Consider the following 14,495-nt stretch of genomic DNA (forward strand, 5'->3'; position numbering starts at 1 on the left):
TAGGTCTAACTTGAACCCCCCGTCAACTTCCCCCCGGCGCGTGTCGAGGGCGGGGGTCAGCGGCCCGCGGTGACGGCCTGGGTCACCGGCGCCCAGGACAGCGCGCGCAGGCACCCCGAACGGATGTCGTCGAGGTGCGCGGCGAGCCGCGCCGGGGCGTGGCTGTTCAGGCCCTGGCGGACGGCGGTCAGCCCCGGGCCGAGCCGCAGGTGCAGCCCCCACGTGAGGTGGGCGACGGCGAAGCCGAGGGCTGCGGCCGGGCGCAGGTTGGTGCCCGCCAAGGCGCTGACGGCCTCGGCGTAGACGTCGAGCACGGCCGGCTCGTCCAGCTCGCCGTGGCCGCCGAAGGCCCGGTACATGGAGACGAACGTGCCGAGGTCGTAGCCGACAGGCCCCACGCCGACGTGCTCCCAGTCGATGAGGACCAGGGCGCCGTCGGCACCCAGGCCGGCGTTGCGCGGCGTGAGATCGCCGTGGACGAGGGTGGTCGGCAGCTCTGCCGCGCGTGCCGCGAGCTCGTCCGCGGCGTCCAGCCCGGCGTGCAGCGCGTCGACCTGCTCGGGCGTGAAGAGATTCCGGAGCCGCGGGTCGCCGGGCAGGGCGTCGAGGTTGTCGTGCCCGTCCGGCACGTGGTGGGCGTAGGCGGCGTAGCCCGCGGCCTCCAGCCAGGGGGCGGCGAACAGGCCGGGCTCCAGGTCGCCGGGCACGTGCAGCAGCGCGGCCCGCTCGGCGGCGACGGCCGCGGCCGCGGGCGTCCAGCTCTGCTGCAGCACGGCGTCGACGTCGCGCATGACGATCCAGTCGAGCCCGTTGTGCCCGACCACGGTGACGTGGGGCGGCGTCGTCGTGCCGCGGGGGAGGAGGCCGGGGACGCCGCTCCGGAAGAAGCGGGCCTCGCGGTGGTCCAGCCCGCCGTCGCGCGAGTCGAGCAGGGAGGGCTGCCCCCAGCCCGGGACCTTGACGATCCAGGCGGACGGCTCCGCGTGCGGAACCGCCACGCAGACCCGGAGCACGGCGGCCCGGCTCAGGCCCTGCGACAGGTCGCGCACCGACAGGACGCGCGCCCCGGGACCCCAGGCGCCCTCCCGGGACGCAAGGACGGTCTCGATCGTCTCGGCGTCGGGCAGGCCAGGTGCGTTCATCATCTTCCCTCGATGTCGAGAACGTGGCGGCGGCTCCGTCCCAGGGATACCAGCAGCCACACGGGCAGCGCGAATGCTTGGAGTGATACCGATGGAACCGAACGAGGTCACCGAGATCCTGAACCGGCCGCTCAGCCAGGAGCTGCTGGCCCGCGACATCACGCGCCTGGCGTACGTCGCCACGGACGGCACGCCCCGCACCGTGCCGATCGGGTTCTCCTGGAACGGCACCGAGATCGTGATGTGCACCCCGACGAACGCGCCGAAGCTCCCGCACCTGCGGGCCAACCCGATGGTCGCCCTGACGATCGACACCGAGGTGCACCCGCCCACGATCCTGCTGGTCCGCGGCCGGGCCGAGCTGGACGTCGTCGACGGCATCCCGGACGAGTACATGGAGGCGAACACCAGCTACGAGATGACGCCGGAGCAGCGCGCCGAGTGGGAGGTCGGCGTGCGCGCGCTCTACGACGGCATGGTCCGGGTCGTGGTGACCCCGACCTGGGCCAAGCTGATCGACTTCGAGACGACCCTGCCCAGTGCGGTCGAGGAGCTGCTCCGGAGGCAGGCCGCGCGCCAGGGCGCGTGACCGCGGCCGCGGCGTCGAGGTGGTGCATCCCGACCGCGCCCGGACGCACCGGGTGAAACAGGCGAAACGGGGGTTACCACCGGGCGCTCGCCTGCTTACGCTCGTCGCAGGTGAGCCACGAGGAGCGGCATGATCTCCGAGGAATCGACCGTGATCGTCACCGGTGCGACGGGCGGCATCGGGCTCCAGACCGCGCGTGAGCTCGTGGGCCGGGTCAGACGGGTGATCGTCCAGGGCCCCGAGCCGGAGACCACGGTGCGCCCGGCGCTCCAGGTGCTCGGCGAGGGCACCGCGGAGGTGCGCTACGTCCGGTGCGACTTCGAGTCGCTCGCGGACGTCGCCGACGCCGCCGACACCATGACCGCGCTGGCCGCGGGGCCGATCGACGCCGTCGTCAACAACGCGGGCGTCCCCGGGGCGATGACCCGGCAGGCCACGAAGGACGAGCACGAACGCACCCTCCAGGTGAACTTCCTCGCGATGGTGCTGCTCACCGAGCGGCTGCTGCCGGCGCTCGCGGACGACGCCCGCGTCGTCAACCTCGCGTCGGCCACCCACGAGATGACCGACCTCGACCTGGCGGACATCGAGCTGGAGCGCGGCTACGACGCCGTGCGGGCCTACGCGCGGTCCAAGCTCGCGATCATCCTCTACACCCGGTGGCTCGCGGACCGCCTGGCCGACGACGGCGTCACACCCGTGAGCCTCAGCCCCGGCGTGATCAGCACGCCGCTGCTGCACGCGATGTTCAACATCGGCGGGGTGTCGGTGCGGCACGGGGCGGACAACGTCCTGGCCGCGGTCACCGGGCCCGTCCGCGCGGGCGACTACTTCGACGACGGCGAGCTGGTCGAGCCCAGCGCCCAGGCCCGGGACGCCCGGCTCGGGCGGGCGCTCATGGACTATGCCTTCGGGGCGCTGCGGCCGCACCTGTCGTGAGCGCTCTGCTCCGAGCGATCCGGCATAGCCTGGAGCGCACCCTGACGGAAGGAAGCACCATGTCCCGCGTTCTCATCATCGGCGGCCACGGAAAGATCGCGCTGCGGCTCGCGCCCCTGCTCGTCGAGCGGGGTGACGAGGTCACCAGCGTCTTCCGCAACCCGGACCACCAGGAGGAGGTCGCGGCCACGGGGGCGACGCCGTTGGTCGCCGACGTCGAGCAGCTCGACACCGCGGGTCTCACGGACCTGGTGCGCGGGCAGGACGCCGTCGTCTGGTCGGCGGGTGCCGGCGGCGGCAACCCGGCGCGCACCTACGCCGTCGACCGCGACGCCGCGATCCGGTCGATGGACGCCGCGAAGGCGGCGGGCGTCGCGCGCTACGTGATGGTGTCCTACCTGGGCGCCGGCCCCGACCACGGCGTGCCCGAGGACAACTCGTTCTTCGCCTACGCGGAGTCGAAGACTGCCGCGGACGAGCACCTGCGCGGCACCGGGCTCGACTACACGATCCTCGCCCCGGGGCCGCTCACCCTGGAGGAGCCGACGGGGCTCATCGAGGTGGCCGAGCCGGGTGACGGCCGCGTCGCGCGCGCCGACGTCGCCGGGGTGATCGCCGCCGTCCTGCTCGACGACGGCACCGTGGGGCGCACCATCGCGTTCGGCAACGGCGGCACGCCGATCGCGGAGGCGATCGCCGGCTGACCGGCCCTCCGCCGGCGGCGGTGCTCGTTACGATCGGCGGATGCCCCCGCTGATCGTCGCCCTTCTTCTCGCCCTCGTGCTCACGGGCTGCCAGAGCAGCCCGACCGCGGGGCAGGAGGCGGAGAGCACCGCGGCCGTGACCCTCCCGCCGACGTCCGGGCGGTTCGACTACCAGCTCGGCACCGCCTACGAGCTGGACGGCGGCCTCGACGTCGTCGTGCGCGACGCCACGGCCGAACCCGCGGACGGCGCCTACGGCATCTGCTACGTCAACGGCTTCCAGACCCAGCCGGACCAGGCGGATCTCTGGCTCGGCGACAACGAGGACCTGCTGCTCCACGACGCGGCGGGGGAGCTCGTCGTCGACCCGGACTGGCCCGACGAGTACGTCCTGGACCCGTCGACCGACGACAAGCGCGGCCGCATCCTCGACCTGCTCGGCCCGGTGATCACGGGGTGCGTTGACGCGGGCTTCGCCGGCGTCGAGATCGACAACCTCGACACCTGGACGCGGTTCACCGAACCGGGCACCGGCCTGATCGACAAGGACGCCGCCCTGGCCCTGGCCGGCGCGTACATCGACCTCGCGCACCAGGCGGGCCTCGCCATCGGGCAGAAGAACGCCGCCGAGGCGACGACGGTGGGGCGTGACCTCGGGTTCGACTTCGCCGTGACCGAGGAGTGCGCGGCCTACGGTGAGTGCGGCGCCTACACCGGCGTCTACGGCCAGAACGTGCTGCAGATCGAGTACACCGACAACCTCCCGGACGGGTTCGGCGCCGTCTGCGCCGACCCGGACCGCGCCCCGCTCGCGATCCTGCGCGACCGCGACCTGGTGGGCCCCGACGACGAGGCGTACGCCTACGAGCAGTGCTGACCTGGTCCCGCCGGTGCTTATCCTCGACGCATGACTTCCCCCCTCGCGCCGCCGCCGGATCCCCGTGACACGGGAACGACCGGCCGCAGGGGCCTGCTCACCGAGCACATCGCGCGCCAGCTCGAGCAGCAGATCCGCACGGGCGAGTGGGCCGTGGGCTCGAAGCTGCCGTCCGAGCGCGAGCTCGCGGTGCAGTTCGGGGCCAGCCGGAACGTGATCCGCGAGGTGCTGCGCCGCCTGGAGGCCACCGACCTGATCGAGGTGGCGCCGGGCCGCGGGTCGTTCGTCACCGAGCAGTCGTCGGCCCACGCGCGGGGCTACGACGCCCTCTACCGCACCGAGCGCCCGACGGTCCGGCAGCTCATCGAGGCCCGGATCCCGCTCGAGGTCGAGATCGCCGGGCTGGCGACGGAGCGGGCCTCGGACGAGCAGGTCGACGCCATCGTGCAGGCGCTCGACCGGGTGGAGTCGGCCGGCGACGTCGTCGACAAGGCGCGCGAGGACCTCCGGTTCCACGACACCATCGCCGCCGCCTGCGGCAACCCCGTGCTGCGCATCATGCTGTCGTCGATCGGCGGCATGATGTTCGAGATGATGCTGCGCTCCAACTCCGACCCGCGGATCGGGGAGCCGGGCGTGCCGCACCACCCCGAGATCGTCGAGGCGATCCAGGCGCGCGACGTCGCGCTCGCCCGGGAGCGCATGCGCGAGCACCTCGCGCTCGGCCTGCGCACCTACGGCGCGGACCTCGACGTGGGCCTCGACCTGATGGCGTCCCGCCACATCGAGACACTGCTGGAGCGGTAAGGCCGGCCGGCGCGGCTTGATTCAAACTGAATCACCACCTGGCCTGGTCGCAGGGGGTCGCCATGTCGAATCACGTTGCTGCCGTCGGCGAGTCGGATCTGAAGATGGCTTACGTGCGCGCTCGCCTGGCCGAGATCGAACGGACCCGGCGCGTGTACCTGGCGGCTGAAGGCGGGATGCCTCAGCGGGACATCGCCCGGGCCGTGCACCTGTCCCAGGCCAGCGTCCATCGACTCGTGGCCAGGGCGAAGGTGCTGGGGGTCGGCGAGTCCGTCGAGGAGATCGTGCTGGAGCGGTACGCGGGCAAGATCTCGACCGAGCAGATGCTCGCGCGGCTCCGTGCGACCGAGGCCTGGGTTCCCCGCCGGGTCGACCCTGTCGACGGTGTACTGCCCGGCTCGTCCGAGGAGGACGTCGAGGCGCTGCTTGACGGTGGATTTCTGACCGAGTCCGAGGTGGACCAGATCCTCGATGCGCATGGGTGAGCCGCGCGACGAGGTGCATGCTGCGGCACTGGCGGCGATCTCCGGCGAGAGGTCGCTGGGCGCTGCTTGCGTCGGCGGGTCGGCGCCGGCTCGTCCGGGATGCTCGTGACTGGTACCTCGACGCGAAACGCCACCAGCGCCTTTGGAACCGCCCTTAGCGCCGTGCTACCGTCCAACTGGTCCTACCAGTTGGACCACTGACGATCCGTCCTCTGTTGAGTGCGGGATCTGCGCCCTTTCCAGCCGCTGAGAGGGCGAAGATCCCGCACTCGACGGGCCGGGCACACATGGAGGTGTGACGTAACGTCATGACACACGTACTCAGGCCGCGTGAGGCGCGGGGCATCGAGCTGAGCCGGAGGTCGTTCGGCGTGCTCGCCGCGGCGTCCGTGCTGGCCGCCTGCTCGGGCAGCCCGCGGACAGCGAGCCCGAACGCCCCGCTGCGGGTGCTCGCGATCAACCACGTCTGGACGCAGGCGATCAGCCGCTACCTCCCCGAGCTCGAGGAGCGGATCGGCCGCCGGGTATCGCTGCGGATGCTCACCGCCGACCAGCTCACCTCCAGCTTCAACGTCAAGCTCAACGCGTCGGCCACCGACATCGACGTCATGACGATCCGGCCGCTGCAGGACCAGATGATGTTCGCGCGCAACGGCTGGATCGCCGACCTCACCGACCAGGTCGAGGGCGACGCCGACTACCGCTGGACCGACTTCCAGGACGCCCCGCGCGAGCGGTCGATCACGGCGGGCGCCGCGGTCAGCGTCCCCGTCGTGACGGAGCGTCCCGCGCTGTACTACCGCAAGGACCTGCTCGAGGAGTTCGGCGGGGCGCCGCGGACCCTCGACGACATGCTCGACATAGCCCTGGAGACCCAGCGCCGCACCGAGGGCTTCTTCGGGTTCGTCGGCCGCGGCCAGCGGGCCGGCGCCGTCACCCAGTGGTCGAGCTTCCTCTACTCGTTCGGCGGCGACTTCACGGTCGACGGCCGGTCGGGCATCGGCACGCCCGAGGCGGTCGCCGCCTACGAGTTCTACGGCCGCCTGCTGCACGACGCCGGACCGCCCGGGGCCACCAACATGAGCCTCGAACAGGCCATGCCGATCTTCGCGCAGGGCAAGGCCGCGATGTACGTCGACGCCGACGCGATCTACAGCAACTTCCTCGACACGTCGATCTCCACCGTCACCGACACCGTGGGCTTCGCACCCTTCCCCGCAGGTCAGGCGGGTTCCGTGCCGCACAACATCCCGTCGTGGAGCCTGGCGATCAACGAGTTCTCGCTGCTGCGGGACGACTCGTGGGAGTTCCTCCGCTGGGCTTCCAGCCCCGAGATGGTGGCGCGGCTGCAGTCCGAGGGCATCCCGGGCGCGCGCCAGTCGGTCTGGGACGACCCGGCGACGCTGGCGTCCTTCCCCGCCGACCTCGCCGAGGCCATGCGGATCAACGCGGCCAACGGCGTGGGGCACGACCGCCCCGAGGTGATGCAGGTGGGCCGCGCCCGCGACATCGTCGGCCGCCCGCTGGTCTCCGGCATCGTCGGCGAGGACGTCGCGTCCGTGGCCGCGGACGCCGACGCCGAGTTCAACGACTTCCTCGTCCGTGACAACCGTCAGCAGGAGTTCTGATGACGACGACAACGACTCGCGCTGCCACCGCCGGCGTCGCACCCGCCCGGCGCACGCCGCCGTCAGGCAAGCCGTTCGTGACCTTCGAGCAGGCCAACCGCCGCCTCAAGTGGGCGCTGCTCGCGCCCGCGCTGGGCTTCGTCGGCCTGATGATCGCGTTCCCGCTGGTCTTCACGATCAACCTCAGCCTCACCGACGCGTTCGGCGCCGTGAACGCCGGCAGCTCCTACGTGGGCCTGCAGAACTTCGCCGATGCCCTGACGGACACGCGCCGGTTCTGGCCCGCCGTCGGCCGTACCGTGACGTTCACGCTCGGCGCCGTCGTGCTGGAGACCGTGCTCGGCCTGGCCCTGGCGATGCTCATGCGCAAGGCGTTCCGCGGCATGGAGATCGTCCGCACCATCCTCATGGTGCCGCTGCTGGCCACCCCGGTCGCCATCGGCATCCTGTGGATGCTCATCCTTGACCCGACCAACGGCATCGCCAACCACCTGCTCGGGTTCGTGGGCATCCCGCCGCAGGAGTTCCTGGGCTCGGTGTCGCAGTCGCTGCCCACCCTCATGCTCATCGACGTGTGGCAGTGGACCCCGATGATGACCGTGCTGCTGCTGGCCGGCCTGACCACGCTGCCCGAGGAGCCGGAGGAGGCCGCCCGGGTCGACGGCGCCAACGCGTGGCAGCGGTTCGTGCACATCATCCTGCCGATGCTGCGCACCACGATCCTGACGGCCCTGGTGCTGCGTGGCGTCGACGCCCTCAAGACGTTCGACCTCATCTACGCGACCAAGGGGCCGGGCGGCGGCTCGGACTTCGAGGCCGAGACGCTCAACGTCTACGCCTACGGGCTCACCTTCGACTACCAGGAGTACGGCCTGGCCTCCGCCGTGCTGGTCCTGTTCACGCTGTTCATCGTCGCGATCGTGGTCGTGCTGCGGCGCCGCACCGAGAGGAGCGCCTCGTGAGCGCCACCACCACCTTCCGCGTGCTGCGCGGTGTGCTGATCACCGTCGTGTGCGCGGTGATCGCGCTGCCGATCATCTGGATGATCGCGGCCGCCTTCAAGACCAACGTGCAGGTCACCGACCCGACGGTCGGCCTGGTCTTCTCACCCACCTGGGACAACTTCCGGAACGTCCTGGCCGACGGCGCCCTGGCGCACTCGCTGCTCAACTCGTTGATCATCGGTGTCGTCTCGACGGCGCTGAGCGTGGTCATCGCCGTGCCGGCCGCCTGGGCGGTGGGCCGGTTCCGGATGCGCCGCACCGGCTCGACGGTCCTCGTGGCCCGCATCATCCCGGCCATCTCGCTGCTTGTGCCCTGGTACTACATGTTCGCGCAGCTCGGCCTGGTGGGCAGCCACCTGGTGCTGATCCTGAGCCACATGTTCGTCTCCGTGCCGCTGATCCTGTGGATCATGATCGGCTTCTTCGAGGGTCTGCCGGTCGAGCTGGAGGACGCCGCACGGACCGACGGACTGTCCGCCTTCGGGGCGTTCCTGCGGATCGCGCTGCCGCTCGCGGCTCCCGGCACGGCGTCCGCCGCGGTGCTGGCGTTCATCTTCAGCTGGAACAACTTCATCTTCGCGCTGATCCTCGCGGACGAGCGCACGATGACGATGCCGGTGCTGCTGTTCAACTTCATGTCCTACGCCAGCACCGACTGGGGCGGGCTCATGGCGGCTGCGACCCTCATGACCGTGCCCGTCCTGCTCGCCGCGATCTTCGGGCAGCGTTTCCTCGTGGCTGGGCTCACCGCCGGCGCCACCAAGGGCTGACGCCCGCACTCCTGCTCTTCCCACCACCGACAGAAGGTTTCCGCATGAAGATCGTCGACGCGAAGGTCGTCGTCACCTCGCCCGGCCGCAACTTCGTCACGCTCCAGATCACCACGGACGACGGGGTGACCGGGCTGGGCGACGCCACCCTGAACGGCCGCGAGCTGGCCGTCGTCAGCTACCTGCGCGACCATGTCGCGCCGCTGCTGATCGGCCGCGACCCGCACCGCATCGAGGACACCTGGCAGTACCTCTACCGGGGCGCCTACTGGCGCCGGGGCCCGGTGACGATGGCCGCGATCGCCGCTGTCGACGTCGCCCTCTGGGACATCAAGGCCAAGGTCGCGGGCCTGCCGCTGTACCAGCTCCTGGGCGGCGCCAGCCGCGACCGGATCCGCGCCTACGGGCACGCGAACGGCTCCAGCCTGCCCGAGATCTTCGACTCCGTGCGGGCGCTGCAGGAGCGCGGCTACCAGAGCATCCGTATCCAGAGCGGCGTGCCGGGCCTCAAGTCGGTCTACGGCGTGCACACCACGACGTCGGACGACGGCTCGGCGCCCGACGTGCTGGCCCGGCCGGCCGTCGAGGACTGGGACACCGCCGCCTACCTGCGCTACATCCCCAAGGTCTTCGAGGCCGTGCGCAACGAGTTCGGCCCGGACCTGCCGCTGCTGCACGACGCGCACCACCGGCTGTCCCCGATCGAGGCGGCCCGCCTCGGCAAGGACCTGGAGCCGTACGACCTGTTCTGGCTGGAGGACTGCACGCCCGCCGAGGACCAGGAGGCGCTGCGCCTGGTGCGGCAGCACACGACCACGCCGCTGGCGATCGGCGAGGTGTTCAACACCGTCTTCGACTACCAGACGCTGATCGACGACCGGCTCATCGACTACGTGCGCTCCGCCGTCACGCACTTCGGTGGCGTCAGCCCCATGAGGAAGCTGTTCGACTACGCGGGCCAGCGCGGGATCAAGAGCGCGATCCACGGGCCGGAGGACATCTCGCCGGTGGGCATGGCCGCCGCGATCCACCTCGACCTGGCGATCCACAACTTCGGCATCCAGGAGTACTCGGGCCACACCGACCTGACCAACGAGGTCTTCCGGCACGCGTACACCTTCGCGGACGGCCACCTGCACCCGGGCGAGGCCCCCGGCATCGGCGTCGAGCTGGACCAGGAGCTCGCGGCCGCCCACCCGTACGAGCCCGGGTACCTGCCGGTCAACCGGCTCCAGGACGGGTCCGTCCACGACTGGTGACGCGGGTCACCCCCACGTCGTCCCATCCGGGAGCGCGACCGCGCCGAACCACTGGTGCAGACACGATCGGAGGCCGTTGTGGGGCAGACTGGTTCGGTGGCCTCACCACCTGTCCGGACCTCGTCACGGGACACCGTCGACGCACTGCTCACGGCGTGCGCAGGGGGCGACCCGGCGTCGTTCACGCCCGTGTACGACGCGCTGGGGCCGGTAGCCTACGGCGCGTCGCTCGGCGTCCTGCGCGACCCCGACCATGCGGCAGAGGTGACTCAGGAGGTGATGGTGGAGGTGTGGCAGACGGCTTCGCGGTTCGACGCCGCACGCGGCTCCGCCCGCACCTGGGTCGCCACGCTGGCACGCCGGCGTGCGGTCGACCGCGTCCGGTCGGAGCAGGCGCACCGGGACCGGGACCAGCGTGACACCGACCTGCGCACCAACGAGGCGGCGCGCGACGTCGTCGTCGAGGACGTCGAACGGCGCCTCGAGGGTTCCGCCGTGCGCCGCTGCATCGAGGGGCTCACCCCGACCCAGCGCGAGGCGGTGGTGGTCGCCTACTACGGGGGCCTGACCTATCGCGAGGTCGCCGAGCGGCTCGACAAGGCCCTGCCCACCGTCAAGAGCCGGATCCGTGACGGCCTCAACCGGCTCCGGGACTGCCTGGAGGTGCGTCGTGGCTGACGGGACGACCGGTGCCGGAGCTGACGGCGTGGCAGGCGACGTCTGGGACCTGCTGCCCGGATACGCGCTGGACGCCCTGGACGACGCCGACCGCGAGGCGGTCGAGCGGCTGCTCGCGTCGGACGCCGACGCACGGCGCGCGCTCGACGAGTACCGCGACGTCGTCGCCGCGTTCGTGGTCGAGGCCGAGCCGCCCGCCGCGCTGCGAGCCGGGGTGCTCGCCCAGGTGGCAGGCACGCCGCAGGTCCAGGGGCTGACGGCGGAGGCGCCTTCTGCCCCCGCCGCCTCGCCGGCCGCTCCCGCCGCGCCGCCGGCCGACCCGTCGTCCGGGCGGGGTTCCGTGGTGGCCACGGCGGGCACGGCTCCGTCGTCGGGCAGCGCTGACGTCGTGGACCTTGCCGCCCGCCGGCGCCGCCGGCGCTGGGGCACGGCGGTGGCCGCCGTCGCCGCGGCGGTCGCGATCGCCGTGCCGACCACGATCGCCGTGCAGGTGACCGCCGAGCGCGACCGCCTGCGCGAGCAGGCACAGGTGGTGTCGGAGATGCTGGCCGACCCGGACAGCGCGATCCTGCGCGGGGCCGTCGAGGGCGGCGGCGAGGCGTCGGTGCTGGTCGCCGGCGACGACATGCTCTTCCGCGCGGAGGGCCTCCCGGACCTCGACGCGGACCAGGCGTACCAGCTCTGGGTGGTGGAGGGCGACGGCAGCGTCTCGTCGGCCGGTCTGCTCGCCTTGCAGGACGGCCAGGCGACGTCGCTCGTCCAGGGCCGGCACGGAGTGGGCATGGCCGTCTCGGTGGAGCCGGAGTCCGGCTCCGAGCAGCCGACGTCGGCGCCCATCGTGGTCCTGGGCGCCTGAGCCCTTCCCTCCGGAAGCACGCACACACCAGAGCGCCTGTCCCGACATCGGGACAGGCGCTCTGCTGTGCGGCGGGGTGGATCACATCGGGGGCATCAGCACCGAGTCGATGAGGTAGACGGTCGCGTTCTGGGTCATGACGCCACCACAGATCACGTTCGCGTCGTTCACCTTGAGGTCGTCTCCGCTGCCGGTGACCTCGAGGGTGTCGCCCTCGACGGTCGTCTGCTCGCCGACCACCTGGTCGGGCGTGAGCTGGCCGGGCACCACGTGGTACGTGAGGATCGTGGTCAGCAGGTCGGCGTCCGTGGACAGCGTGTCCATCGTCTCGGCGTCGATCGACTTGAAGGCGTCGTCCACCGGGGCGAACACGGTGAACTCGTCACCGTTGAGGGTGTCGACGAGGTCCACGTCGGGGTTGACCTCACCGCTGACGGCCGACACCAGCGTGGTCAGCAGCGGGTTGTTGGAGGCCGCCACGGCCACCGGGTCGGTGGACATGCCGGTGACCGAGCCGGGGCCGTCCGGCACCTGCTCGGCGTAGTCGGCGCAACCGGGGCCCACGAGGTTCGCGGCGGGGTCGGCCATGGCGTCGTCCTCGGCGGGGGACTCCTCGGTCATCGAGTCGGTCGCCTCCTCGGACGCGGAGGTGTCTTCGGACCCGGTGTCTCCGCCCGACGAGTCCATGCTGCAGGCCGAGAGGCCGAGCATGGCCAGCGTGGCGATACCGGCGACGGCGTAGGACGTGCGGGTTCGAGCGTTCATCGGTCTCTCCTCGGTGTGGCGTCACCCCGCGTCTCACGGGGCGTCTTGACCGGGGTTCGGAGCGGGCGGCTCCCCGGATGGGGGTCGGTTCACATCAGTTTTGGCGGGGTCCGGCGTCCGGCCACGACCCCTTCCGGAAACCCATCCGGAACGGGCCGCGCGCCGAACCCGGCACATGGGAACCCTCATCGTCATCGGCCTTCTCGGCGGCCTCATCACCGGAATCTCGCCGTGCATCCTCCCGATGCTGCCGACCGTCTTCTTCGCGGGCGGCGTGCAGGGGGCGCGCAACCGCGGCGGTGGTGGAGCACGACCAGAGGGGGCCCCTGGCGGGGGCGCCGTCGCCACCGCGACGCCGGACGCCGCCGTCCGCACGCGCCCGTCGCTGCGCCCCTACATCGTGATCGCGGGCCTGGTCCTGAGCTTCAGCTTCTTCACGCTCCTCGGCTCCCTGCTGCTGTCGGTGCTGGGCCTGCCGCAGGACCTGCTGCGCTGGGCCGGGATCACGCTGCTGGTGCTGCTGGGCATCGGCATGATCGTGCCGCGGTTCGAGATGATCCTGGAGCGGCCGTTCCAGCGCATCGCCGCCTTCGGGGCCAAGCGCGGCGCGGCCCGGCAGGACCGGGGTGCGTTCATCCTCGGCCTCGGCCTCGGCGTGCTCTACGTGCCGTGCGCCGGACCGGTGCTCGCGGCCATCACGGTCGCCGGCGCCACGGGCAACATCGGGGTCGAGACGGTCGCTCTGACCGTGTCGTTCGCCGTCGGCGCCGCGCTCCCGCTGCTCCTGTTCGCCCTGGCCGGACGGCGGATCGCCGAGCGGGTGCAGGCCTTCCAGCGGCACACCAAGGCCATCCGCACCGGTGGCGGCATCGTCGTCATCCTCCTGGCGATCGCGCTCGCCTTCAACGTGCCTGCCGCGATCCAGCGGCTGCTCCCGGACTACACGGGCGCGCTGCAGCAGCGCATCGACTCCTCCGAGACGGTGCGTGAGGCGCTCGACCTCGGGGGCCTCGTGACCGACGAGAACCGTGAGCTGTCCAACTGCTCGAACGGCGCGCCGGTGCTGGAGGACTGCGGCACGGCGCCGGAGATCCGCGGCATCGACCGGTGGCTGAACACGCCGGACGGCAGGGCGCTCCAGCTCGAGGCGATGCGCGGCCAGGTGGTGCTCATCGACTTCTGGACCTACTCGTGCATCAACTGCCAGCGGTCCATCCCGCACATCAACGCCTGGTACGACAAGTACGCCGACGTGGGCAAGGGCTTCGAGGTGATCGGCGTGCACACGCCGGAGTTCGCGTTCGAGCGCGAGACACGCAACGTGATCGCGGGCGCGAAGGACCTCGGCGTGACCTACCCGATCGCCCAGGACAACTCGTACGCGACCTGGACGGCGTACCGGAACCGCTACTGGCCCGCCCAGTACCTCATCGACGCGGACGGCACCGTGCGGCACATCCGTCTGGGCGAGGGCGGGTACCAGCGCACCGAGAACCTGATCCGCGAGCTGCTCGCCGACGCCAACCCCGGCGTCGAGCTGCCCGCAGCGACGACGGTGCGGGACGCGACCCCGCTCGACGAGATCACGCCCGAGACGTACTTCTCCATCAAGCGCGTCATCAACTACTCGGGCGAGCCCGAGTATGCGGCGGGCCGCGAGGAGTTCACGCTCGCGGACGAGCAGGAGCAGGACACGTTCTCGCTCGGCGGCACGTGGAACGTCGACTTCCAGGGTGCGGAGGCGGTGTCCGACGACGCCCGCGTGCGCCTCGCGTACCGCTCGACCGACGTCTTCGTGGTGCTCGGCGGCGAGGGGACCGTCGAGGCGACGGTCACGGCCGACGGCGAGGAGCAGACGCGCGACATCGACGTCTCCGGCAACCCGCGGCTCTATCCCGTGCTGGAGGGGGACGAGCCGACCAAGGGGCTCGTCGACCTGAAGGTGCCGGCCGGCGTGCAGGTCTTCACCATGACGTTCGGCTGACCTCCGCC

15 protein-coding genes are annotated in these 14,495 nt (G+C 71.6%); 13 read left to right on the forward strand and 2 right to left on the reverse strand.

Features of this window, described 5'->3' with window-relative positions:
• Nucleotides 1-56 precede the first annotated feature (56 nt).
• The gene (locus tag ACIPN7_RS15840) at nucleotides 57-1,145 is read right to left on the reverse strand and encodes a phosphotransferase family protein (RefSeq protein WP_400543860.1); all 1,089 of its coding nucleotides are present in this window, start codon (nucleotides 1,143-1,145) and stop codon (nucleotides 57-59) included.
• A gap of 88 nt (nucleotides 1,146-1,233) precedes the next feature.
• Between ACIPN7_RS15840 and ACIPN7_RS15845 the strand changes: the two genes are divergently transcribed.
• The 12 genes from ACIPN7_RS15845 to ACIPN7_RS15900 all read left to right on the forward strand — a co-directional run bounded on the left by ACIPN7_RS15845 (nucleotide 1,234) and on the right by ACIPN7_RS15900 (nucleotide 11,738).
• Complete coding sequence (locus ACIPN7_RS15845; RefSeq protein ID WP_400543863.1) at nucleotides 1,234-1,731, forward strand: pyridoxamine 5'-phosphate oxidase family protein; 498 nt, start codon at nucleotides 1,234-1,236, stop codon at nucleotides 1,729-1,731.
• A gap of 129 nt (nucleotides 1,732-1,860) precedes the next feature.
• Nucleotides 1,861-2,670, forward strand: a complete 810-nt coding sequence (locus tag ACIPN7_RS15850; protein ID WP_400543866.1) for an SDR family NAD(P)-dependent oxidoreductase — start codon at nucleotides 1,861-1,863, stop codon at nucleotides 2,668-2,670.
• A 59-nt stretch (nucleotides 2,671-2,729) separates the two neighbouring features.
• Nucleotides 2,730-3,374, forward strand: coding sequence for an SDR family oxidoreductase (locus ACIPN7_RS15855; protein WP_400543869.1), 645 nt, complete (start codon nucleotides 2,730-2,732; stop codon nucleotides 3,372-3,374).
• A 40-nt stretch (nucleotides 3,375-3,414) separates the two neighbouring features.
• On the forward strand, nucleotides 3,415-4,251 hold the full coding sequence (locus ACIPN7_RS15860; protein ID WP_400543872.1) for an endo alpha-1,4 polygalactosaminidase: 837 nt from the start codon (nucleotides 3,415-3,417) through the stop codon (nucleotides 4,249-4,251).
• A 30-nt stretch (nucleotides 4,252-4,281) separates the two neighbouring features.
• Entirely contained in the window at nucleotides 4,282-5,058 is a 777-nt protein-coding gene (locus tag ACIPN7_RS15865; RefSeq protein ID WP_400543875.1) for a FadR/GntR family transcriptional regulator, read from the forward strand.
• A gap of 104 nt (nucleotides 5,059-5,162) precedes the next feature.
• Nucleotides 5,163-5,543, forward strand: a complete 381-nt coding sequence (locus tag ACIPN7_RS15870) for a winged helix-turn-helix transcriptional regulator (RefSeq protein WP_400543878.1) — start codon at nucleotides 5,163-5,165, stop codon at nucleotides 5,541-5,543.
• Between the two features lie 308 nt (nucleotides 5,544-5,851).
• Entirely contained in the window at nucleotides 5,852-7,171 is a 1,320-nt protein-coding gene (locus tag ACIPN7_RS15875) for an extracellular solute-binding protein (protein WP_400543880.1), read from the forward strand.
• A complete protein-coding gene (locus tag ACIPN7_RS15880) occupies nucleotides 7,171-8,133 on the forward strand; it encodes a carbohydrate ABC transporter permease (RefSeq protein WP_400543883.1) in 963 nt (320 codons plus the stop codon). Before ACIPN7_RS15875 ends, ACIPN7_RS15880 begins: the two co-directional genes overlap by 1 nt.
• Nucleotides 8,130-8,945: a carbohydrate ABC transporter permease gene (locus tag ACIPN7_RS15885; protein ID WP_400543886.1), complete on the forward strand. Its 816-nt coding sequence runs from the start codon at nucleotides 8,130-8,132 to the stop codon at nucleotides 8,943-8,945. Before ACIPN7_RS15880 ends, ACIPN7_RS15885 begins: the two co-directional genes overlap by 4 nt.
• Nucleotides 8,946-8,989: 44 nt before the next feature.
• Nucleotides 8,990-10,204: a D-mannonate dehydratase ManD gene (gene manD, locus ACIPN7_RS15890; protein ID WP_400543889.1), complete on the forward strand. Its 1,215-nt coding sequence runs from the start codon at nucleotides 8,990-8,992 to the stop codon at nucleotides 10,202-10,204.
• A 96-nt stretch (nucleotides 10,205-10,300) separates the two neighbouring features.
• Nucleotides 10,301-10,882, forward strand: coding sequence for an ECF RNA polymerase sigma factor SigK (sigK, locus tag ACIPN7_RS15895; protein ID WP_400543892.1), 582 nt, complete (start codon nucleotides 10,301-10,303; stop codon nucleotides 10,880-10,882).
• On the forward strand, nucleotides 10,875-11,738 hold the full coding sequence (locus tag ACIPN7_RS15900; protein WP_400543895.1) for an anti-sigma factor domain-containing protein: 864 nt from the start codon (nucleotides 10,875-10,877) through the stop codon (nucleotides 11,736-11,738). The genes sigK and ACIPN7_RS15900 overlap by 8 nt, the downstream gene beginning before the upstream one ends.
• Nucleotides 11,739-11,819: 81 nt before the next feature.
• On the opposite strand, the gene ACIPN7_RS15905 is transcribed toward ACIPN7_RS15900, so the two are convergent.
• Nucleotides 11,820-12,503 (reverse strand): fasciclin domain-containing protein, encoded by a 684-nt coding sequence (locus ACIPN7_RS15905; protein WP_400543898.1) that lies wholly within the window; start codon nucleotides 12,501-12,503, stop codon nucleotides 11,820-11,822.
• Between the two features lie 175 nt (nucleotides 12,504-12,678).
• Here ACIPN7_RS15905 and ACIPN7_RS15910 point away from each other — a divergent pair, with 175 nt between their 5' ends.
• Nucleotides 12,679-14,487, forward strand: a complete 1,809-nt coding sequence (locus tag ACIPN7_RS15910) for a cytochrome c biogenesis protein CcdA (RefSeq protein ID WP_400543901.1) — start codon at nucleotides 12,679-12,681, stop codon at nucleotides 14,485-14,487.
• Nucleotides 14,488-14,495 lie beyond the last annotated feature (8 nt).

Origin of the sequence: Promicromonospora sp. NPDC090134 (genome assembly GCF_044746965.1) — a bacterium.
Lineage (GTDB): Bacteria > Actinomycetota > Actinomycetes > Actinomycetales > Cellulomonadaceae > Promicromonospora.